The sequence below is a fragment of the Pedococcus sp. 2YAF34 genome (genome assembly GCF_052114585.1).
In the GTDB taxonomy this organism is placed as follows: domain Bacteria; phylum Actinomycetota; class Actinomycetes; order Actinomycetales; family Dermatophilaceae; genus Pedococcus.
On record NZ_JBFRFA010000039.1, the window covers coordinates 12,215 to 32,671 of the forward strand.

Sequence of the window (20,457 nt, forward strand, 5' to 3'; positions counted from 1 at the left end):
GGTTACTGGCCGGTGCCGATCGACTCGGCCTGCTGCTGGGCCGACTTGAGGGCGGCAGCAGGGTCGGCGCCCTGCTTGGTCACCTTCTCCATCTCGGTGTCGAAGCCGGTCACGACCTGCTCCCAGGTGGGGAAGGTCGGCGGGGCCTGGGCCGTCTCGAGCTGCTTGCCGAACTTGGCCAGCTTGTCGTCACCGGAGATCGACGGGTCGTCCCACGCGCTCTTGACCGAGGGCAGGTCGGTCGACATGCCGTACCACTTCGCCTGCACCTTGGGGTCGGCCAGCCACTTGACCAGCTTCCAGGCGCTGTCGCGGTTCTTGGACTTCTTGAAGACGGCGAAGTTGGAGCCGCCGACGAACGAGGAGGACTTCGTCTTGGCAGGGATCTGCATGACGTCGTACTGGTCCTTCTTCACACCGACCTTCTCGACGGCCGACATCATCCACGGGCCGGAGATGAACATCGGGACGCGGCCGCTCTTGAAGTCCGGCTCGGTCGTGGGCGTGTTGGGGGCGGCCTTGTCGGAGATGCCCTCGGTGAAGTAGCTCTGGTAGTACTTCACCGCCTCGAGGATCTTCGGGTCGTCGAAGTTGTAGGCCTTGCCGCCGTCCTTGGTGAGGTTGGCGTCGTTCGACCACGCGAACGGCATGATCGACTGCCAGGACCCCTGGCCGCCGGCCTGGAAGCCCATGCCGTACTTGGCGCCGCCCTTGGTCTGCATCGCCTTCGCCATCGCCTTGAGGCCGTCCCAGTCGGTGGGGGGCGTGGTGATGCCGGCCTTCTTGGCCAGGTCGGTGCGGTAGTAGATGAGCCGCGTCTCGACGTACCAGGGGATGCCGAAGTCGGTGCCGTTGACCTCGTTGGTCTTCTGCGCGCCCTCGAAGAAGGCGGAGGTGTCGATCGACGGGGGCACGGGGTCCAGCGCGTCGAGGCCGGCGAACTCGCCCATCCAGGTGCTGCCGACCATCGCCGCGTCGGGCGTGGTGCCGGCGGTGATGGCGGTCGTGAACTTGTCGTGGGCCGAGTCCCACGGGATCGCGGTCACGTTGACCTTGACGCCCGGGTTGGCAGCCTCGAACTCCTTGACCAGGTCGGGCAGCTTGTCCCCCTCGGCGCCCATCGCCCAGACGGTCAGCGTGCCGGTGGCCTTGCCGCTGCTGATGTCCTTGGCCTTCTGCGTGCTGCCGCCGCCGGCAGCAGCGTCGTCACGGCCACAGGCGCTCAGGGCCAGAGCGGCGACGGTCAGGGTCGCGACCGCGATCGCGGGGGTGCGTCTCATCGGTGTTCTCTCTTTCGTGGGGGGAGGGAGAGCCATCAGGGGGTACGGCGCGGGCGCGCCGCAGGTGCGGGGTGGGTGGGCGTCGTGGGCGGGCAGCCGCACGACGAGCGGATGACGAGGTGGGTGGGGATGACCTGGGCGCTGTGGGGCACGGCCGAGCCGGTGATGCGCTCGTGGAGCAGGTCGGCGGCGCGGGCGCCCAGCTCGCGCACCGGCTGGCGGACGGTGGTCAGGCCCGGCACGACGTAGCGGGCGGTCATCACGTCGTCCCAGCCGACCACGGCGACGTCGTCGGGCACGCTGAGCCCGCCCTCGCGCAGCCGCACCATGACGGCCAGCGCGAGCTCGTCGTTGGCGCACACCAGGGCGTCGGCGTCGAGGTCGCCCTTCAGGAGCCGGTCGGCCAGGGCGGTGCCCTCGTCCTCGCGCAGCGCCACCGGCACGGGCGGTTGGGCGTCGAGCCCGGCGTCGTCGTGCGCGGCGACGAAACCCGCGTAGCGGTCGCGGATGTCGGGACCGGCGGCGGGGTCACCGGCGAAGAGCAGGCGGGTGCGGCCGTGGCCCAGCACGTGGGCCGTGACCTCCCGGGCGCTTGCGGTGTTCTCGGCCCGGACGGTGTCGACGGCGGGGGTCTGGTCACCGGCGATGAGCACGACCGGCTTGGAGCCCCCGAGCGCGGTCACGGTCTCGTCGGGGATGGCAGAGGAGCCGAGCATGGCGATGCCGTCGACCCGGGTGGCCAGCTTGCGCACGGCCTGCGGCACGTCCTTCTTGCCCTGCGCCAGCATCAGCACGACACTCTGGCCGAGCTCGGCAGCCCGCGACTCGAAGCCCATGAGCAGCTCGGAGTAGTAGGGACCGGAGAGCTCGGGGAGCACGAGCCCGTGGGCCTCGTGGTGGCGGACGGCGAGGCTGCGGGCCGCGGCGAGCGGCACGTAGCGCAGCTCCTCGGCTGCCTGCAGGACCCGCGCCCGGGTCTTCTCGGAGACCGCTTGGGAGCCCTGGAGCACCCGGGACACCGACGCGATCGACACACCGGCGCGCTCGGCGACGGAGTAGATCGTCGCTCCCGCGGGGTGCCTCGTCGGGGGTCCCGAGCTGGTGGCCACTGGGCTGCCTCTCATCGTTGAAAGCGCTTACAAACGACGACCATGCCACAGCCGCGAGGCCTCTGGCAAGGGGTCCTCAGCCGGCGAGGAGGGCGTCGGCCAGCTCGTGGTCGACGACGAGGCCCTGCACGAGGCGGCCCTCCAGGGCGGCCCGGACGGCGGGCCCCTTGGGTGCGCCGGAGGCCACGGCGACGACCTCGGGTATGGCGCGGAGCGCCTCCGCATCGATGGTGATCAGGCGTCCAGCGACCTTGGCCCGCAACGGTTTTCCGTGTGCGTCGAAGAAGACGCCAGCGAGCTCGCCGACGACGCCGCGAGCGGCGAGCTCGGCCCGCTCGTGCGCGTCGAGCAGGTCGTGGATCGTCGAGCCGCCGGGGCTCCAGTGGCCGATCCCCACGACGGCCTTGGTGACCGCCGAGGCGCGCGCGAGACCCTCGGCGACGGCGGGCTGGCGCCGCAGGGCGTCGGCGCTGGCCCTGCTGTCGAGGACGAACGGCGCGTAGAAGACCCGGGCACTGCCGCCCCCGAGCCGGGCGGCGCGACGGACGATGTCCACCGCACTGCTGTCGAAGTCCGGCAGGGCGATCGCGCCCGTCAGCTGGACCACCTCGACCCGGGGCAGCGAGGTCAGCGCGCCGACCATGGCGTGCACGTTGCGCGACCACGGCAGGCCCAGGACGTCGTCCTCCGTCAGCACCTCCGAGAGCAGGTCCGCGGCAGCCTTGCCGAGCTGCTGACGCACCGCGACCGGGTCGGCGTCGGCCGTGTCGACCACCACCGCGTGGGCCAGGCCGAACCGCTCCTGCAGCCGGGCCGAGGCGTCGACGTCGAGGGACCCCTGGCGGACGATCTCGATCCGCACGAGGCCGCGGTCGCGGGCGGACTCGAGCAGCCGGGCGACCTTGAAGCGACTGATGCCGAGCTCCTCGGCGATCTCGACCTTCGACTGCTGGTGCAGGTAGTGGCGGCGCGCGACGGCAGCGAGCAGCACCAGCTCTGCCGGCCCGTCATCCACCACGGCCACCACTCCTTCCATGCGAGTTCATGCAGTCCCTGCACTCCAGCGCATTCTCGCCGTTGACAGGCGGAGGGAGCGCCGATTTACTCAGAGTACTCGTTTGCGCATCATTTCGCTCATATGAGCGCCGGTCAACCAGGAGCCGCCAGCGGCGACGGAGGAGGACACGTGCACAGTCGGAACCCCAGGGTGGTGCTGGTCGCCTCGGCGGCCGGCCTGGCCCTCAGCCTCTCGGCCTGCGCCGGGTGGGGCGGTGGCGGAGCAGGCGGTGGCGGCGCCGACAGCATCAACGTGCTGATGGTCAACAACCCGCAGATGGTCGACCTGCAGAAGCTCACCGCCGCGAACTTCACCAAGCAGACCGGCATCCGGGTCAACTTCACCGTGCTGCCCGAGAACGACGTCCGCGACAAGATCAGCCAGGAGTTCTCCAGCCAGGCGGGCCAGTACGACGTCGCGTCGCTGAGCAACTTCGAGATCCCGATCTACGCCAAGGCCAAGTGGATCGCGCCGCTCGACGGCTACCTCGCCAAGGACACTGCCTTCGACCAGGGCGACATCCTCAAGCCGATGACCACGTCACTGTCCAGCAACGGCAAGGTCTACGGCGAGCCCTTCTACGGCGAGTCCTCCTTCCTGATGTACCGCAAGGACGTCCTGGCCAAGAAGGGCGTCACCATGCCGGCGCGGCCCACCTGGCAGCAGGTGGCCGACATCGCCGCGAAGGTCGACGGCGCGGAGCCCGGGATGAAGGGCATCTGCCTGCGCGGGCAGCCCGGCTGGGGCCAGTTGTTCGCGCCCCTGACCACCGTCGTCAACACCTTCGGCGGGACGTGGTTCAACCAGGACTGGACGCCGGGCGTGGGCTCACCGGAGTTCCGGGCGGCCGTGCAGTTCTACGTCGACCTGGTGCGGGCCCACGGCGAGAAGGGCGCCCCCCAGGCCGGGTTCACCGAGTGCCTGAACAACCTCGTCCAGGGCAACGTCGCCATGTGGTACGACGCGACGTCCGCCGCCGGGTCGCTCGAGGCCGACGACTCCCCCACCAAGGGCAAGTTCGGCTACGCGCCGGCCCCGGTCGTGAAGACCGACAGCTCCGGCTGGCTCTACGCCTGGTCGTGGTCCATCCAGCAGGCGAGCACCAAGAAGGACAACGCCTGGAAGTTCATCTCCTGGGCGAGCAGCAAGCAGTACGAGGAGCTCGTCGGCTCCCAGCTCGGCTGGACCAAGGTGCCGGCCGGCAAGCGGGCCTCCACCTACGAGAACGCCGACTACCTCGAGGTCGCCTCCGCCTTCGCCGAGCCGACCAAGGCCGCGATCGAGGCAGCCGACCCCGAGAACCCCGGCGTGCAGCCGCGGCCGGCGATCGGCATCCAGTTCGTCGACATCCCCGAGTTCCCCGACCTCGGCACCCAGGTGAGCCAGGACGTGAGCTCGGCGATCGCCGGCAAGACCACCGTCAAGGAGGCCCTCGACAAGGGCCAGAAGCTCGCCGACGACGTCGCCGAGCGCTACCAGTCGAGGGGGCAGTGATGGCGTCGAGCACCGCGACCAGACCCGACACGGAGCATGGACGTGGACCCGTGCCCAGCACGGCGTTGAAGCGCTCGGGGGACTGGGCCCGCCGGGCGCCACTGCTGCCTGCGCTGATCTTCGTGATCGTCATGACCCAGCTGCCGTTCGTGGCAACCCTGGTCATCTCGTTCATGAACTGGAACGCCTACTACCCGGACGAGCGGGGGTTCACCGGGTTCGACAACTTCGCCCGGGTCTTCACCGACACCAACACGCGGTCGGCGGTGCTGGTCACCATCCTGCTCACCGTCGCAGTCGTCCTCGTGAGCCTGGTGCTGGGCCTGTGCATCGCCCTGCTGCTCGACCGCAAGTTCCTGGGCCGGGGCGTCGTGCGCACCATGATGATCACGCCCTTCCTCGTCGTCCCGGTGGCTGCGGCCCTGCTGTGGAAGCACGCGCTGTACAACCCGGAGTACGGCCTCTTCAACGGGCTGCTCAAAGCGGTCTTCGGCGACAACGCCCCCCAGCCGGACTGGATCACCAACAACCCGCTCGCCGCCATCGTCGCGGCGCTCGTCTGGCAGTGGACGCCGTTCATGATGCTGATCCTGCTGGCCGGGCTGCAGAGCCGGCCGCTGGACGTGGTCGAGGCCGCACGCATCGACGGCGCGAGCTCGTGGCAGATCTTCCGGTCGATGACGCTGCCGCACCTGCGCCAGTACATCGAGCTGTCGGCCCTGCTCGGCGCCATCTACGTGGTCCAGAACTTCGACCACGTCTTCACCATCACCAGTGGCGGCCTCGGCACGGCCAACCTGCCCTACTTCATCTACCAGACCTTCTACACCGCGCAGGACTACGGCCGCGCCTCGGCGGCAGGTGTCGTCGTCGTCATCGGCACGATCCTCATCGCGACCGCAGCCCTGCGCACCGCGTTCAGCCTGTTCAAGGAGGAGTCACGATGAGCACCACCTCCACCCCCGCCGAAGGGGCTTCCACCACGCGGGCCGCACGGCCCCAGGAGGTCCGCCACGCCAGGCCGCCGCGCAGCGGGGTGCTGCTGTCAGCCCTCGCGTGGGTCGTCGGCGTCCTCTTCGCCCTGCCCGTGCTGTGGATGGTCCTGACCTCCTTCCACAACGAGAACGACGCCGCCAAGAACCCGCCCGACCTGTTCGCGCCACTATCCCTCGACGGCTACCGGTCGTTCTTCGACGCCGGCCCCTGGCCGCCGCTGCTCAACTCGCTGACGGCCAGCGTCCTGTCGACGGCGCTCGTGCTGCTGCTGGCGTTCCCGGCGGCCTACGCGCTGTCGATCCGGCCGGTGAAGAAGTGGACCGACGTCCTGTTCTTCTTCCTCTCCACCAAGATGCTGCCGGTCGTCGCGGGCATCCTGCCGCTCTACCTGTTCGCGCAGAAGGTCGGCCTGCTCGACAACATCTGGTGGCTCATCCTGCTCTACACCTCGATGAACCTGCCCATCGCGATCTGGATGCTGCGCTCGTTCCTCGCCGAGGTGCCGGTGGAGATGCTGGAGGCGGCCTCGGTCGACGGCGCCTCGCTCCCCCGGACGCTGCGGGACATCGTCGCGCCGGTCGTCATGCCGGGGATCGCCTCGGCTGCGCTGATCTGCTTCATCTTCAGCTGGAACGAGCTGCTGCTCGCGCGAGTGCTCACCAGCACGGTGGCCGGCACGGCACCGGTGTTCCTCACCGGGTTCGTGACCAGCCAGGGCCTGTTCCTCGCCAAGGTCTGCGCGGCATCCTTCGTGGTGTCGCTGCCGGTGCTCGCCGCCGGCTTCGCCGCCCAGGACAAGCTCGTCCAGGGCCTGTCGATGGGAGCCGTCAAGTAATGGGACCGACCTCGATCCCCCTGTCCGACAAGACGATCGGTGACCTCGACGAGCGGGTGGCCAGGCCGGCGTACGACCGGTCACAGGTGACCGCGGGGATCGTGCACTTCGGGGTCGGCGGGTTCCACCGGGCCCACCAGGCGATGTACCTCGACGCCCTCATGAACCGGGGCGAGGCGCTCGACTGGGGGCTGTGTGGTGTGGGCGCCCTCCCCCGGGACCGGCGCATCATCGAGACCCTCGAGGCGCAGGACGGGCTCTACACGCTGGTCGTCAAGCACCCCGACGGCCGGCTGGAGCCCCGCGTCATCGGCAGCATCGTCGAGCTGAGGTTCGCGCCCGACGACCCCCGGGGCGTCGTCGACCGGCTGGTCGACGAGCGCACCCGCATCGTGTCCACGACCATCACCGAGGGCGGCTACCTCGTCAACCAGGTGACGGGCGAGTTCGACGCGCAGGACCCGGGCATCCAGGGCGACCTCGCCGCGGACTTCGCGGGGGGCCAGGCTCCCTCGACCGTGTTCGGCTTCATCACGGCGGCCCTGGACCGCCGGCGGCGCGAGGGCCGCGAGCCGTTCACGGTCATGAGCTGCGACAACCTGCCCGACAACGGCGACGTCGCCAAGCGGATGATCTGCGCGTTCGCCCGGCTCAAGGACCCCGGGCTCGCGGACTGGATGGAGGAGCACGTCGCCTTCCCCAACTGCATGGTCGACCGCATCACCCCGGTGACCGCCCCCGAGGACATCGAGCGGCTGCGCGAGGAGTTCGGCGTCGAGGACGGCTGGCCCGTCGTCTGCGAGCCCTTCACCCAGTGGGTGCTCGAGGACCGCTTCGGCCAGGGGCGGCCGCCGTTCGAGGACGCCGGCGTGCAGATGGTCGACGACGTCGTGCCCTACGAGCTGATGAAGCTGCGGCTGCTCAACGCCAGCCACCAGGCCCTCTGCTACCTCGGCCACCTCGCCGGCTACCGCTACGCCCACGAGGTCTGCCAGGACCCGCTGTTCGCGAACTTCCTGCTGGCCTACATGGAGCGCGAGGGCAGCCCCACGCTGCCGCCGGTGCCGGGGGTCGACCTCGACGCCTACCGCCACGAGCTCGTCGAGCGGTTCGCCAACGCCGAGGTCCGCGACACCCTGGCCCGCCTCTGCGCGGAGTCCTCTGACCGCATCCCCAAGTGGCTGGTGCCCGTCATCCGGGCCAACCTCCGTGACGGCGGCGAGATCGAGCGGTCCGCGCTCGTGGTCGCCTCCTGGGCGCGGTACGCCGAGGGGCGCGACGAGCGGGGCGAGCCCGTCGAGGTGGTCGACCGGCTCAAGGACCGCGTCATGGCCGCGGCCGCACACCAGCGCGAGGACCCGCTGGCGTTCATCCGTGACCGCGACCTGTTCGGCGACCTCGCCGAGGACGAGCGCTTCGCGGCTGCGTACACGGCTGCGCTCGCGCACTTGCACGAGCACGGGGCGCGGGCAACGCTGGAGGCTCGGGCGGCCGACGACGCGCGGCCGGCCTGAGGACCGCCCCACTCCGCCCGAGCCTGACGCACCACCGACGAGGGAGACCACCTGATGCGCGCTGCCGTCCTCAACCGCCCCGGCGAGGTCGAGGTGGTGCAGCGACCCGACCCTGTGCCGGACGCTGACGAGGTCCTGGTGCGGGTGCATGCCGTGGGGGTGTGCGGCTCGGACACCCACTACTTCGACCACGGCCGCATCGGCCGGTTCGTCGTGGAGTCGCCACTGGTCCTCGGCCACGAGACCTCTGGCGTCGTCGAGGCGGTGGGGGCAGACGTGGACCCTGCCCGGGTCGGCCAGCGCGTGTCCCTGGAGCCCGGGGTCCCGTGCCGCGCCTGCGAGCAGTGCCTGTCCGGTCGCTACAACCTCTGCCCCGACATGGTCTTCCACGCGACGCCACCGGTGGATGGCTCGCTCGCCGAGCTCGTCGTCATCCACCACGCGTTCGCCCACCCGGTGCCCGACTCCGTGAGCGACGAGGCGGCGGCCCTCCTCGAGCCGCTGTCCGTGGGTGTCTGGGCCTGCCGCAAGGGCGCCGTCGGACCGGGCTCGCGGGTGCTCGTCACCGGCGCCGGCCCGATCGGCCTGGTCTGCGTGCAGGTCGCCCGCGCCTGCGGCGCCAGCGAGGTCGTCGTCGCCGACCTCAACCCCCACCGCCTCGCCGTGGCCCGCGACCTCGGCGCGACCCGCACCATCACCTCCGGCTCGGAGACGGTCGCCGACGGGTATGCCGCGCAGCGGCCTCCCGAGGTCCTGCTCGAGTGCTCGGGCCACCCCGGCGCCACCGCCGACGGCATCCGGGCCCTGGCCCCCGCCGGCCGGGCGGTGCTGGTCGGCATGGGCGGCGACGAGATCACCCTGCCGCTGTCGACGATCCAGGAACGCGAGCTCGTCGTCACCGGGACCTTCCGCTACGCCGGCACCTGGCCGACCGCCATGGCCCTCGCCGCCTCGGGCCAGGTCGACCTCGACCGCCTCGTCACCGGGCGGTTCGGGCTCGAGCAGACGGCTGCGGCCCTGACCGCTGCCCGGGACACCGCCGGTGCGATCAAGTCGGTCATCGACCCCCGACCTGCCGGGGGCGACCGTGGCTGACCGGGACCGCACCCTCGTCGCCGGCGTCGACTCCTCGACCCAGTCGACCAAGGTCGTCGTCTGCGACGCCGCGACAGGGGAGGTGGTCCGCACCGACCGGGCACCGCACCCCGAGGGCACGCAGGTCCACCCGGAACGCTGGTGGGACGCCTACCTCTCGGCGACCGGCGACAACCTGCTCGAAGGCGTCTCCGCGATCGCCGTCGGCGGCCAGCAGCACGGTATGTGCGCGCTCGACGAGTCGGGCGCCGTGGTCCGGGATGCGTTGCTGTGGAACGACACCAGGTCCGCGCAGGCGTCCCGCGACCTCGTGGGCGAACTCGGTGGCATGGCCGCCTGGGTCGACCGCACCGGGTCGGTGCCGGTGCCCAGCTTCACCGTGACCAAGCTGCGCTGGCTGGCCGAGCACGAGCCGGAGCTCGCGGCCCGCACGGCCTCGGTCGTCCTCCCCCACGACTGGCTCACCGGCCAGATCCTCAAGCAGGGCAACGGCTTCGAACGGTGGACGACCGACCGGGGAGATGCGTCCGGCACGGGCTACTTCTCCCCCGAGTCCAACGCCTACGTCCCGGAGCTCGTGGAGCTGGCCTTCGGCCGGCCCCTGGGCACCCCGACGGTGCTCGGCCCACGCGAGGCGGCTGGGCGCACCGCCGGCGGGATGCTCGTCGGCCCCGGGACCGGCGACAACATGGGCGCAGCCCTGGGCCTCGGGCTCGAGCCCGGCGACGTCGTCGTGTCGCTCGGCACCAGCGGGGCCGTCTTCGCGGACCACCCCTCCCCGGTCAAGGACACGTCCGGTGACGTCGCCGGGTTCGCCAGCGCCACGGGCGGCCACCTGCCACTGATGTGCACCCTCAACGCGGCCCGGGTCCTCAGCGCCGCGGCACACCTGGTCGGCACCGACCTCGCCGGGCTCGACCGGCTCGCCCTCGCCGCCCGCCCGGGAGCCGGCGGCCTGACGCTGCTGCCCTACCTCGATGGCGAGCGCACCCCCAACCTGCCCGAGGCGACGGGCACGCTCGGTGGCCTCACCCGCACCAACTCCACCCCGGAGAACCTCGCTCGCGCCGCCGTGGAGGGGATGCTCGCCAACCTCGCCGCCGGCGTCGACGACCTGCGCGAGCTCGGCATACCGGTCTCCCGGGTCCTGCTCATCGGCGGCGCCTCGGCGTCGCGCGCAGTGCGGGCCGTCGCCCCGGCCCTGTTCGGTGCGCCGGTCGCAGTCCCCGCACCCGGGGAGTACGTCGGCATCGGCGCCGCGCGCCAGGCAGCGTGGGTGCTCTCGGGCGAGGACGCACCACCGCCATGGGCGGTGAGGATCGAGGAGACCCTCGATCCGCCCTCGGGTGGCTCCGGCGTCGAGGTCCGCGAGCGCTACGCCGCGCTGCTCGCCGCGGTGCACGGCGCCTGAGCGCTGGTGCGCGCCCGGTCCTGCCCCACGGTCCGTGCAGCGTTGCGGCGGCGAGCACGCCGGGCCAGCTGCTCGGCCACCACGAGCACCAGCAGGGCCCCGAGGCTCAGGGCGGCGCCGTCCCACAGGGTCGAGGCGTATCCGAGCCCCGCGGTGATGGTCAGCCCACCCAGCCAGGCGCCGGCGGCGTTGCCCACGTTGAAGGCAGCGATGTTGGCACCACTGGCCAGGGTCGGGGCGGACCCGGCATACGACATGATCCGCATCTGCAGGCCCGGCACGGTGGCGAACCCGAACGTCCCCATGAGCACCAGGCTGACCACGGCCATGACCGGTGAGGTGGCGGTGGCCGCGAACACCCCCATCACGACGGTCAGCGCCGCGAGCACCACGGTGAGGGTGCGCGGCACGGAGCGGTCGGCGGCTCGGCCACCCGCCCAGTTGCCGGCGAAGAGGCCGACCCCGAAGAGGACCAGCAGCCACGGCACGGTGGCGGAGGCGAAGCCGCTGACCTCGGTGAGGGTGTAGGCGATGTAGGTGAAGGTGCCGAACATGCCGCCGAAGCCGAGCACGGTCACGAGCAGCGACAGCCAGACCTGCCCGGAGCGGAAGGCACCGAGCTCCGAGCGCAGGCCGGGCTCGCCGGCTGCGACGGGCTGCGAGGGGACGAGAGTCGCCATCCCCACCAGCGCGATGACGCCGATCACGGTGATCGCCCAGAAGGTCGAGCGCCAGCCGAGCTGCTGGCCCAGCAGCGTGCCGAGCGGGACACCGAGGACGTTGGCAGTGGTGAGCCCCGCGAACATCATGGCGATCGCACCGGCCTTCTTCTCGGGGGCGACGAGGCCGGCCGCGACGACGGCCCCGATGCCGAAGAACGCACCGTGGGTCAGGGCCGCGAGGATGCGCCCGAGCAGCATCACCTCGTAGGTGCCGGCCACCGCGGAGACCAGGTTGCCGGCGATGAACAGGACCATCAGCGCGGTGAGCACGTGCTTGCGGTTGAACCGGGTGACGGCGGCGGTGAGGCCGATGGCGCCGACGGCGACGGACAGGGCGTAGCCGGAGATGAGCCATCCGGCGGTGGCCTCGTCGACGGCGAAGTCGGCGGCCACCTGCGGCAGCAGGCCGGCGATCACGAACTCGGTGAGTCCGATGCCGAAGCCACCGAGGGCCAGGGCGAGCAGGGCGATGGGCATCGGGGACGTTCCTTCGGTGGACGGAGCAGGTTTCCTGCGCATGTATGCAGCGTGTGCAACTACCAGCGCACGCATCAAGTTAGTTGCATACGCGGGTTATTGCAAAAGCCCGTTACGATGGGGCTATGGGAATCGCCGATGACGCCGTCGAGGTCCGCGCCCAAGGGTGGCGGACCCTCGCCGCGCTCCACGGGCACATCGAGGCGGCCCTCGAACGCGAGCTGTCCACGCGGTTCGGGCTCTCCGTCGTGGAGTTCACCGTGCTCGACGCCCTCTCCCGCCAGGACGGCTGGCACCTGCGGATGACCCAGCTGGCACGTGCGGCCGCGCTGTCGAGCAGTGCCGCGACCCGCCTGGTCAACCGCCTCGAGGACCGAGGCCTGCTCACCCGCATCCTGTGTGCCGACGACCGGCGCGGCATCTACACCGAGCTGACCGCCGCGGGGTCGACCCTGCTCGACGAGGCGCGCCCCACCCACCACCAGGTGCTCGAGGAGGCGCTGCGGTCCGCGGCGGACGTCCCCGAGCTGGCTCCTCTCGTCGACGCCCTCGGCCGACTGCCCGCCCCCGCCGGCACCTGACACCACCTCACGGCCGGAGCGCCCTACGTCACTGAGCGCGTTGTGCGCTCAGTGACGTAGGGGCGTGAAACCCCTTGCCGTCGTCCGCCCCACCCGCTGGGATGGCGCGATGAGCTACCCGCCCCCGATCTACGACCGTGCGACCGGTGAGGTCAGCGCGTGGCTGCTGGCTGCCGACTCGCCGCCGGACGTGGTCTACCCCAACGGCAACCGGGTCCGGTACCTCGCGACCGGCGAGTCGACCGGACGGACCTACGGGCTCTACCACTGGGACTTCGCGGGGCCTCGCAGCGGCCCGGACGCGCACTTCCACAAGACCCTGACCGAGTCCTTCTACGTCCTGGGCGGGGAGGTCAGCATCTACGACGGGAAGCGCTGGAACACCACGCGGCCCGGCGACTTCGTCCACGTGCCGGCCGGTGGCCTGCACGGCTTCCGGAACGAGGCGGGCGCAGCGTCGATGCTGCTCCACTTCGCCCCCGGCGCTCCTCGCGAGGCGTACTTCGAGGGGCTGGCGCGCGCGGCGGCCGGCGAGACCATGACGGACGCCGAGCGCGACGAGTTCATGCGCTTCCACGACAACCACTGGGTCGAGGACTGAAGCCTCAGCCGGCTGTCGGCACGTCGAGGAGGGCGGCCAGCTGCAGGCGCACCGCGAGCCGCACCACCGGGTCGTCGAGGTCGAGGCCGGCGAGGTCGGCGATGCGGTTCATCCGGTAGCGCAGCGTGTTGGGGTGCACGTGGATGGCCCGCGCCGCGCGCCCCGGCGCCCCTGGGTGGTCCAACCACGCCGCCAGCGTCCGCAGGTGGTCGCTGCTGTGCGCGTCGTCGTGCGCCTGCAGGAGCGCCAGCGGACCGAGGACGTCACCCTCGCGCAGTGTCGCCGCGGCCCGGGCCACCGTCACCTGCGCCCAGACGTCCTCGTGGACCACGGCCGCTACGACGGGGTCGGCGACCCGGCCGGCCTCCAGCGCCTCTGCCGTGGAGCGCTCCAGCTCGCCAGGCGTGCGCGCGGGGCGACCAGCTCGGGCCGTGAGCACGAGGCCCTCTCCACGGGCCTGCTCCACCACGGTCGAGAGCCACCCCCACGTGCCCGGGGACCCGTCCTCGGTGTCCCGCACCACGGCATACGCACGGCCGTCGAGGTCCGCCAGCAGGGGCTGGTTCCACGCATGGCGTCGCGACACGGACTCCCAGAGGTCGAGCAGACGCGTGGCGCCGCCCTCCCCGCCGAGGTGGACCACGCGCCACGGTCCCGGGGGGAGCCAGGACCCGGCGCCGGCCGTGCTGCCCGACAGCACCCCGCGCAACCGGTCGGCCGCCACCCGGCGCGAGAGGTCGGCCTGGGCCCGCAGGCGCAGCAGGTGCAGGGCCACCACGGAGGACGTCTGCACGAGCTCGGCCACGAGGCTGGCGGGCGGCCTCTCCTGGACGACGGCCCAGATGGAGCCGAGCCACTCACCGCCGGCACGCACCGGCACCACGAGGCGCGGCAGCGTGCCGTTGGGGTCGGCGGGCACGAAGACCGGCTCGTCCGAGCGGGCCAGGCGGCGGAACACCCCGCGGGCGCGCAGGCTGGCCAGCACCTCCTCGGGCACCCGCCGGCCCACGATCGTGGAGACGCGGGCAGGGTCGGTGACGTCCTGGCGAGAGGAGTAGGCGAGCACCCGGGACTGTGCGTCCTCGATGGTGACCGGGGCGTCGACGAGGGCCGCGGCGGCGTCCGCGAGCGCGAAGAGGTCGTCCTGGACGGGGGCGTCCGTGCGCCGGTCGCCGCCCGAGGTCGTGGCGCGGTCGAGCACCCCGCGCAGCAGCCAGACGACGTGCGCCCAGGACGCCTGCTCGGCCAGGCCGACGAGCGCGATGCCGTCGCGCCGGGCCCGGTCCCGCACCGCCCGCCGCCCCGCCAGCCCCCGGCGCAGCACCACGCCACCGGCCTGCTGCGCCGCGGAGGCGCGCACCAGCTCGACGGCCTGCTCGACGGTCTCGATCCCCACGCCGAGCACGAGGTCGCGCGACTGCCCCACCACCCCGTGCACCGGCTCGGCGATGGTCAGGTCGTCGACCTCAGCCCCGGCACGGTCCACCGCGAGGGTGAGCAACCCGGCCAGCGTGGCGGTCAGGTCGGCGACGAGGAGCACGGTCCCAGCATGCCACCCACTTGTGCCTGCCGCACCAATGCTGCCGGCGGATCTGTGCTCTGGGCCCAGTGCGAAGCCGCCGACCAGTCGGGACCATCGGATCATGTCCTCCTCGCGCACCGTCACCGCCGCCGGTCTCCCCGTCCCCCAGCGCGTCGCCGTCGTCGGCGCCGGCATGGTGGGCCTGTCCACCGCCTGGTTCCTCCAGGAGCAGGGCGTGGAGGTGACCGTCCTCGACCGTGAGGGTGTCGCCGCCGGCTCCTCCTGGGGCAACGCCGGCTGGCTGACGCCGGGCATCGCGACCCCGCTGCCCGAGCCTGCAGTCCTCAAGTACGGGATCCGCGCGGTACTGTCGCCGTCCTCGCCGGTCTACGTGCCGCCGAGCGCCGACCCCAAGTTCCTCAAGTTCGTCACCGGGTTCACGAAGAACTCCACGATGAAGGCCTGGAAGAAGGCCATGGGCGCGCTCGTGCCCGTCAACGACCTGTCGCTCGAGAGCTTCGACCTTCTCAAGGCGGGCGGCGTCCAGGCTGACACCCGTGAGGCCAAGTCGTTCCTCGCGTCCTACCGCACCGAGGCCGAGCGCGTCACCCTGCTCGAGGAGATCGAGCACATCCACGCCGCAGGGCAGTCCATCGAGTTCGAGGCGCTCACCGGCGACCAGGCCCGCGCCATCGAGCCGAGCCTGTCCGACGAGATCGGCGCGGCCATCCTGCTCAAGGGCCAGCGCTTCGTCGACCCGGGCTCCTACGTCCACGCGCTCGCCGACTCGGTGAAGGCCCGCGGCGGCAAGATCCTCGACGCCGCCACGGTCTCCGACATCCGCGACACCGGTAACGGGGTCGTCGTCACCACCGCCGAGGGCTCGGTCGAGGAGTTCGACGCCGCCGTCCTCGCGACGGGTGCGTGGCTCGGCAAGCTGGCCCGCAGGTTCGGCGTGAAGAACGTCGTCCAGGCCGGCCGCGGTTACTCCTTCTCCGTCGAGGTCGACCACGTCCCCAACGGCCCCGTCTACTTCCCGGCCCAGCGGGTCGCCTGCACGCCGATCGGCGACCGCCTGCGCGTCGCGGGGATGATGGAGTTCCGCAAGCCCGAGGCCGCCCTCGACCAGCGCCGCATCAGCGCCATCGCCGAGGCCGCCCGCCCGCTGCTGCGTGGCGCCGACCTGGACCACCGCCACGACGAGTGGGTGGGCTCGCGCCCCTGCACCGTCGACGGCCTGCCGCTCGTCGGCGCCACCAAGTCGCCCCGCGTCTTCGCCGCCGGTGGTCACGGGATGTGGGGCATCACCCTCGGCCCGGTCACCGGGCGCCTGCTCGCGCAGGCGATCGTCACCGGCAAGCAGGTCGACCAGCTGCGCCCGTTCGACCCCATGCGCTGACCGGCTCCACCAGCACGTCGACGAAGCGCCGCCCCGACCACGGGAGCGGCGCTTCGTCGTTCCCGGCTCTTGCAGAAATACCATAGGGGGGTATGGTGTTGGCATGACCGTGAGCGACACCCAGCCCGGCTACCACTCCGAGAAGGACAGCCACCTCAAGCGGCTGCGCCGGGTCGAGGGGCAGGTCCGCGGCCTGCAGCGGATGGTCGAGGAGGACCAGTACTGCATCGACATCCTCACCCAGGTGTCGGCCGCGACCAAGGCCCTGCAGTCGTTCTCGCTCGAGCTGCTCGAGGAGCACCTCGCCCACTGCGTCGTCGACGCCGCCAGGAGGGGCGGGCCGGAGGCGCAGGAGAAGGTGCAGGAGGCGTCCGCCGCCATCGCGCGCCTCGTGCGCTCCTGAGCCCCGGCGCACGATCCAGCCAGAGCCATCCATGACCACCACGAACCCGAGGAGAACCCCATGAGCACCCAGACCTTCGACGTCGTCGGCATGACCTGCGGCCACTGCGCGAGCGCGGTCACCGAGGAGCTCAAGGCCCTCGACGGCGTCAGCGACGTGCAGGTCGACCTCGTGGCCGGCGGCACGTCCGCCGTGACGGTCGAGGCCGACCGCGAGCTCACCCCGGCCGAGGTGACGTCCGCCCTCGACGAGGCGGGCGACTACAGCCTGGCGCGGTGATGGCGCCATGACCGACGTCGAGCTCGTCATCGGCGGCATGACCTGCGCCTCCTGCGCCGCCCGGATCGAGAAGAAGCTCAACAAGCTGGACGGCGTCACCGCGACGGTCAACTACAGCACCGAGAAGGCGAAGGTCACCTTCCCCGAGACCCTCACGCCGGCCGACCTCGTGGCCACCGTGGAGAAGACCGGGTACACCGCCGAGCTGCCCCCGGAGCCTCAGCCCACCGAGGCCACCGAAGGCGAGGGCACGCCGGGTACCGAGCCGGACCCCACCGCCGCGCTGCGGCAACGGCTCCTCGTGTCGGTGCTGCTCGCGGTCCCCGTGGTCGCGATGGCCATGGTGCCCGCTCTGCAGTTCCGCTACTGGCAGTGGGCGTCCCTGACCCTTGCCGCCCCGGTCGTCGTGTGGGGCGGGCTGCCGTTCCACCGGGCGGCGTGGGCCAACCTCCGCCACGGCCAGACCACCATGGACACCCTGGTGTCCGTCGGCACTTTGGCCGCGTTCGGCTGGTCGCTCTACGCCCTGTTCTTCGGCACGGCCGGCATGCCGGGCATGACCCACCCGTTCCGGTTCACCATCGAGCGCACCGACGGCTCGGACAACATCTACCTGGAGGCGGCCGCAGGCGTCACCGCGTTCCTGCTCGCGGGTCGGTATGCCGAGGCGCGCGCGAAGCGCCGCTCCGGCGCTGCCCTGCGCGCCCTGATGGAGATGGGCGCCAAGGACGTCGCCGTGCTGCGTGGCGAGGGAGCCGCGGCGACGGAGGTCCGGGTCCCCGTGTCCGAGCTGGCCGTCGGCACCCGCTTCGTCGTGCGGCCCGGTGAGAAGGTCGCCGCCGACGGCGAGGTCGAGGAGGGCACCTCCGCGGTGGACGCCTCGATGCTCACCGGCGAGTCCGTGCCGGTCGAGGTGGGCCCCGGCAGCCAGGTCGTGGGCGCCACCGTCAACGCGGGCGGGCGCCTCGTCGTGCGCGCCACCCGGGTCGGCGCCGACACCCAGCTCGCGCAGATGGCGCGCCTGGTGGAGGACGCCCAGAACGGCAAGGCCCAGGTGCAGCGGCTCGCCGACCGGGTATCCGGCGTGTTCGTCCCGGTCGTCATGGCCCTGGCCCTCGCGACGCTGGTGTTCTGGGTCGCGGTCGGTGCCGGCTGGACCGCGGCGTTCACGGCCTCGGTCGCGGTCCTGATCATCGCCTGCCCCTGTGCCCTCGGGCTGGCCACACCCACAGCGCTCATGGTCGGCACCGGCCGGGGCGCCCAGCTCGGCATCCTCATCAAGGGACCCGAGGTGCTGGAGTCCACCCGCCGCGTCGACACCGTCGTGCTCGACAAGACCGGCACCGTGACCACCGGGCACATGACGCTCGACGAGGTCGTCCCCGCGGCCGGGGAGGACGCGGCCGAGGTGCTGCGAATCGCCGGCGCCCTCGAGGACGCGTCGGAGCACCCGGTCGCCCGGGCAGTCGCCGCCGGAGCGCGCGCGGCCCTCGACGACGGGGCGGTCCTGCCCGCCGTGGACGACTTCGCCAACGAGCAGGGGCTCGGCGTGCGCGGGCAGGTGGACGGACGGGTCGTCCTCGTCGGCCGGCCGCGCCTGCTGGCCGACTGGTCGGTGGTCGTGCCGGACGAGCTGGCCACGGCGATGGAGGCGGCCCACTCCCGCGGCGCCACCGCGGTGCTGGTGGCCTGGGACGGCCTGGCGCGTGGCGTGGTCATCGTGGCCGACACGGTCAAGGAGGGCTCGGCCGAGGCCGTCGCCGAGCTGCGTCGCCTCGGGCTCGAGCCCGTGCTGCTGACCGGCGACAACGAGGGCGCCGCCCGCCACGTCGCCGGGCTGGTCGGCATCGACGACGTCACCGCCGAGGTCCTCCCCCAGGACAAGGTCGACGTGGTCAGGGCGCTCCAGCAGCAGGGGCGCGTGGTCGCCATGGTCGGCGACGGGGTCAACGACGCCGCCGCCCTCGCCCAGTCCGACCTCGGCCTCGCGATGGGCACCGGTACCGACGTCGCCATCGAGGCCAGCGACCTGACGCTGGTCCGCGGCGACCTGCGGGTGACCGCCGACGCGATCCGGCTCGCGCGCCGTACGCTCGGGACGATCCGCGGCAACCTCTTCTGGGCCTTCGCCTACAACGTCGCCGCCATCCCGCTCGCGGCGGCCGGGCTCCTCAGCCCCATGCTCGCCGGCGGCGCCATGGCGCTGTCGTCCGTCTTCGTCGTCACCAACAGCCTGCGCCTGCGCACCTTCCGCTGACGCCCCTCAGCGCGGACGCGCGGCGTGCGCCACGCAGGTGCGTGCGGTGGGCCGCGCCTCGAGGCGCTCCGTCGGTATGGCGTCGCCGCAAACCTCGCACACGCCGTAGGTGCCGTCGTCGAGGCGCTGCACGGCGGCGGCGATCTCGCGCAGGTGGGTGACGGCCTGCTCGGCGAGCGCGCTGGTCTGGGCGCGCTCGTAGGCGATGGTCGAGCCCTCCGGGTCGTGCTCGTCGTCGGCGTTCGAGCCCTCGGACGCCTCGACGATGAGGGCGACGTCGGCCTCGAGGTCGCCGAGCCGTTCCAGCGTCGCTGCCCGGTCCGCGGCGAGCAGCTCACGCGCCCGGACCGCACCGTCCTCGGAAGTGGTCATCACCCCAGCGTAGGAGCCTGCGCACGACCGCGACCCCGCATCGACCACGCGAGCATCGACAGGCCGCCGACCGGGATCTCCATGCCGAACGTGAAGGCCCGGTAGAGCAGCACCCCGGCCGCGGCCGACGTCGGGTCGACCCGCAGCGCGACCAGCACCCCGGTCATGCCGACCTCGACGACCCCGGTGGCGCCGGGCGTGATGACGACCATCGACAGGATCCGCTCGACGGCGAACGCCGCCAGCACCACCGCCGGGCTGACCCACGTCCCGAGCACCCGCAGCGACAGCCACAACAGGCATCCCTGCAGCACGGCGTAGCCGACCTTGCCCGCGACCATCCGCCACCACCCCGAGGCGACGAGGGCGGCACTGTCACGGCGGAAGGCGGCGGCACGCGCGGCATACCCCTCGGCGGGTGGACGCCCGACGCGCAGGCGGGCGCAGCAGCGGTCGGCGCACCGGCCGAGCCACGTCACCGCACGGTCGTCGCGGACCACCACCCAGGCCGCGACCACGACGGCGGTGAGCAGGCCGAGGCCGACCCAGGCCGCAGTGCCGACGGTGCCGCCGGTCTCGACCCCCGCGGCGGCGAGCCACAGCAGGGCGACGCCGGGGAGGGCGAGCTTCAGGGCGGTGTCGAACAGGTTGGTGACCAGGGCCCAGCGGGCGAACGCCGGGGCCGCGAAGCCCCACGACCGCGCCATCCGCCAGTTGGCGACGGTGCCGACGGCGCCCCCGAGCGGCAGGAGGTTGGAGACGAAGCTGCCGGTGAGGTTGAGCAGCAGGGCCCGCCGGTGCGACAGCCCCGGCAGCGCGGCGGTCAGCGCCGGTGTGTGGACCCACAGCCCCGCGAGCCAGACGACGGTGAGCAGCACCAGGTGGGCCAGCGACAGGGAGGCCAGCGCGCGGGCGATGTCGTCCCACTGCGCGCCGGCCACCTTCGGCAGCGCCAGGGCGAGGATGCCGGTGGCGAGGGCGCCCGACAGGAGCAGCCTGGCGGCCCTCCCCCCGCCGCGGACGCCCCCCGGCGCGCGGCGGGCGGCCTGGCCC

General features: G+C 72.3%; 19 protein-coding genes. 12 read left to right on the forward strand and 7 right to left on the reverse strand.

The genetic code is table 11. The features are described 5' to 3' along the window. Window positions 1-2 precede the first annotated feature (2 nt). The 3 genes from AB4Z02_RS16355 to AB4Z02_RS16365 form a co-directional block, all read right to left on the reverse strand. Window positions 3-1,280, reverse strand: a complete 1,278-nt coding sequence (locus AB4Z02_RS16355) for a sugar ABC transporter substrate-binding protein (RefSeq protein ID WP_441972271.1) — start codon at window positions 1,278-1,280, stop codon at window positions 3-5. 35 nt (window positions 1,281-1,315) lie between these two features. Further along, window positions 1,316-2,389, reverse strand: coding sequence for a LacI family DNA-binding transcriptional regulator (locus AB4Z02_RS16360; protein WP_235531493.1), 1,074 nt, complete (start codon window positions 2,387-2,389; stop codon window positions 1,316-1,318). 76 nt (window positions 2,390-2,465) lie between these two features. Beyond that, window positions 2,466-3,425: a sugar-binding transcriptional regulator gene (locus tag AB4Z02_RS16365; protein WP_441972273.1), complete on the reverse strand. Its 960-nt coding sequence runs from the start codon at window positions 3,423-3,425 to the stop codon at window positions 2,466-2,468. Between the two features lie 150 nt (window positions 3,426-3,575). Between AB4Z02_RS16365 and AB4Z02_RS16370 the strand changes: the two genes are divergently transcribed. Genes AB4Z02_RS16370 through AB4Z02_RS16395 form a run of 6 tightly spaced genes read left to right on the forward strand, consistent with a single transcriptional unit; the run spans window position 3,576 to window position 10,791 of the window. Beyond that, entirely contained in the window at window positions 3,576-4,940 is a 1,365-nt protein-coding gene (locus AB4Z02_RS16370) for an ABC transporter substrate-binding protein (RefSeq protein ID WP_441972275.1), read from the forward strand. Then, window positions 4,940-5,887 carry a carbohydrate ABC transporter permease gene (locus AB4Z02_RS16375; protein ID WP_056884459.1) on the forward strand — a complete coding sequence of 316 codons (948 nt, stop codon included), beginning with the start codon at window positions 4,940-4,942 and terminating at the stop codon, window positions 5,885-5,887. Before AB4Z02_RS16370 ends, AB4Z02_RS16375 begins: the two co-directional genes overlap by 1 nt. Further along, the gene (locus AB4Z02_RS16380; protein ID WP_441972278.1) at window positions 5,884-6,771 is read left to right on the forward strand and encodes a carbohydrate ABC transporter permease; all 888 of its coding nucleotides are present in this window, start codon (window positions 5,884-5,886) and stop codon (window positions 6,769-6,771) included. The genes AB4Z02_RS16375 and AB4Z02_RS16380 overlap by 4 nt, the downstream gene beginning before the upstream one ends. Next, the gene (locus AB4Z02_RS16385; protein ID WP_441972280.1) at window positions 6,771-8,285 is read left to right on the forward strand and encodes a mannitol dehydrogenase family protein; all 1,515 of its coding nucleotides are present in this window, start codon (window positions 6,771-6,773) and stop codon (window positions 8,283-8,285) included. Before AB4Z02_RS16380 ends, AB4Z02_RS16385 begins: the two co-directional genes overlap by 1 nt. Window positions 8,286-8,339: 54 nt before the next feature. Beyond that, the gene (locus tag AB4Z02_RS16390; protein ID WP_441972282.1) at window positions 8,340-9,380 is read left to right on the forward strand and encodes an NAD(P)-dependent alcohol dehydrogenase; all 1,041 of its coding nucleotides are present in this window, start codon (window positions 8,340-8,342) and stop codon (window positions 9,378-9,380) included. Further along, the gene (locus AB4Z02_RS16395) at window positions 9,373-10,791 is read left to right on the forward strand and encodes a xylulokinase (protein ID WP_441972284.1); all 1,419 of its coding nucleotides are present in this window, start codon (window positions 9,373-9,375) and stop codon (window positions 10,789-10,791) included. The genes AB4Z02_RS16390 and AB4Z02_RS16395 overlap by 8 nt, the downstream gene beginning before the upstream one ends. On the opposite strand, the gene AB4Z02_RS16400 is transcribed toward AB4Z02_RS16395, so the two are convergent. Beyond that, a complete protein-coding gene (locus AB4Z02_RS16400) occupies window positions 10,755-11,990 on the reverse strand; it encodes an MFS transporter (protein ID WP_441972286.1) in 1,236 nt (411 codons plus the stop codon). The two genes, AB4Z02_RS16395 and AB4Z02_RS16400, sit on opposite strands and share 37 nt — an antisense overlap. Before the next feature lie 125 nt (window positions 11,991-12,115). Here AB4Z02_RS16400 and AB4Z02_RS16405 point away from each other — a divergent pair, with 125 nt between their 5' ends. Then, a complete protein-coding gene (locus AB4Z02_RS16405; protein ID WP_056884259.1) occupies window positions 12,116-12,571 on the forward strand; it encodes a MarR family winged helix-turn-helix transcriptional regulator in 456 nt (151 codons plus the stop codon). A gap of 109 nt (window positions 12,572-12,680) precedes the next feature. Further along, a complete protein-coding gene (locus tag AB4Z02_RS16410) occupies window positions 12,681-13,172 on the forward strand; it encodes a cupin domain-containing protein (RefSeq protein ID WP_441972288.1) in 492 nt (163 codons plus the stop codon). Window positions 13,173-13,176: 4 nt separating this feature from the next. Here the strand turns inward: AB4Z02_RS16410 and AB4Z02_RS16415 are convergent, their stop codons facing one another. Further along, window positions 13,177-14,712, reverse strand: coding sequence for a PucR family transcriptional regulator (locus tag AB4Z02_RS16415; RefSeq protein WP_441972290.1), 1,536 nt, complete (start codon window positions 14,710-14,712; stop codon window positions 13,177-13,179). A gap of 103 nt (window positions 14,713-14,815) precedes the next feature. Between AB4Z02_RS16415 and AB4Z02_RS16420 the strand changes: the two genes are divergently transcribed. The 4 genes from AB4Z02_RS16420 to AB4Z02_RS16435 all read left to right on the forward strand — a co-directional run bounded on the left by AB4Z02_RS16420 (window position 14,816) and on the right by AB4Z02_RS16435 (window position 19,032). Continuing rightward, the gene (locus tag AB4Z02_RS16420) at window positions 14,816-16,093 is read left to right on the forward strand and encodes an NAD(P)/FAD-dependent oxidoreductase (RefSeq protein WP_441972292.1); all 1,278 of its coding nucleotides are present in this window, start codon (window positions 14,816-14,818) and stop codon (window positions 16,091-16,093) included. Window positions 16,094-16,196: 103 nt separating this feature from the next. Beyond that, the gene (locus AB4Z02_RS16425) at window positions 16,197-16,496 is read left to right on the forward strand and encodes a metal-sensitive transcriptional regulator (protein WP_056884256.1); all 300 of its coding nucleotides are present in this window, start codon (window positions 16,197-16,199) and stop codon (window positions 16,494-16,496) included. Between the two features lie 60 nt (window positions 16,497-16,556). After that, entirely contained in the window at window positions 16,557-16,775 is a 219-nt protein-coding gene (locus AB4Z02_RS16430) for a heavy-metal-associated domain-containing protein (protein WP_056884255.1), read from the forward strand. Window positions 16,776-16,782: 7 nt separating this feature from the next. Next, window positions 16,783-19,032, forward strand: a complete 2,250-nt coding sequence (locus AB4Z02_RS16435) for a heavy metal translocating P-type ATPase (RefSeq protein ID WP_441972294.1) — start codon at window positions 16,783-16,785, stop codon at window positions 19,030-19,032. A 6-nt stretch (window positions 19,033-19,038) separates the two neighbouring features. On the opposite strand, the gene AB4Z02_RS16440 is transcribed toward AB4Z02_RS16435, so the two are convergent. Both AB4Z02_RS16440 and AB4Z02_RS16445 read right to left on the reverse strand, forming a co-directional pair. Beyond that, window positions 19,039-19,404, reverse strand: coding sequence for a TraR/DksA family transcriptional regulator (locus tag AB4Z02_RS16440; RefSeq protein ID WP_056884253.1), 366 nt, complete (start codon window positions 19,402-19,404; stop codon window positions 19,039-19,041). Continuing rightward, a partial coding sequence (locus tag AB4Z02_RS16445) for a lysylphosphatidylglycerol synthase transmembrane domain-containing protein (protein WP_441972297.1) occupies window positions 19,404-20,457 on the reverse strand: 1,054 nt, incomplete at its 5' end. The genes AB4Z02_RS16440 and AB4Z02_RS16445, both read right to left, overlap by 1 nt.

Excerpts from the sequence above, each read along its gene's own strand:
- AB4Z02_RS16385 (WP_441972280.1), top strand. The coding sequence starts at position 6,771 with ATGGGACCGACCTCGATCCCCCTGTCCGACAAGACGATCGGTGACCTC.
- AB4Z02_RS16355 (WP_441972271.1), bottom strand. The coding sequence starts at position 1,280 with ATGAGACGCACCCCCGCGATCGCGGTCGCGACCCTGACCGTCGCCGCT.
- AB4Z02_RS16400 (WP_441972286.1), bottom strand. The coding sequence starts at position 11,990 with ATGCCCATCGCCCTGCTCGCCCTGGCCCTCGGTGGCTTCGGCATCGGA.
- AB4Z02_RS16440 (WP_056884253.1), bottom strand. The coding sequence starts at position 19,404 with ATGACCACTTCCGAGGACGGTGCGGTCCGGGCGCGTGAGCTGCTCGCC.
- AB4Z02_RS16425 (WP_056884256.1), top strand. The coding sequence starts at position 16,197 with ATGACCGTGAGCGACACCCAGCCCGGCTACCACTCCGAGAAGGACAGC.
- AB4Z02_RS16435 (WP_441972294.1), top strand. The coding sequence starts at position 16,783 with ATGACCGACGTCGAGCTCGTCATCGGCGGCATGACCTGCGCCTCCTGC.
- AB4Z02_RS16430 (WP_056884255.1), top strand. The coding sequence starts at position 16,557 with ATGAGCACCCAGACCTTCGACGTCGTCGGCATGACCTGCGGCCACTGC.
- AB4Z02_RS16410 (WP_441972288.1), top strand. The coding sequence starts at position 12,681 with ATGAGCTACCCGCCCCCGATCTACGACCGTGCGACCGGTGAGGTCAGC.
- AB4Z02_RS16405 (WP_056884259.1), top strand. The coding sequence starts at position 12,116 with ATGGGAATCGCCGATGACGCCGTCGAGGTCCGCGCCCAAGGGTGGCGG.
- AB4Z02_RS16420 (WP_441972292.1), top strand. The coding sequence starts at position 14,816 with ATGTCCTCCTCGCGCACCGTCACCGCCGCCGGTCTCCCCGTCCCCCAG.
- AB4Z02_RS16375 (WP_056884459.1), top strand. The coding sequence starts at position 4,940 with ATGGCGTCGAGCACCGCGACCAGACCCGACACGGAGCATGGACGTGGA.
- AB4Z02_RS16365 (WP_441972273.1), bottom strand. The coding sequence starts at position 3,425 with ATGGAAGGAGTGGTGGCCGTGGTGGATGACGGGCCGGCAGAGCTGGTG.
- AB4Z02_RS16380 (WP_441972278.1), top strand. The coding sequence starts at position 5,884 with ATGAGCACCACCTCCACCCCCGCCGAAGGGGCTTCCACCACGCGGGCC.
- AB4Z02_RS16390 (WP_441972282.1), top strand. The coding sequence starts at position 8,340 with ATGCGCGCTGCCGTCCTCAACCGCCCCGGCGAGGTCGAGGTGGTGCAG.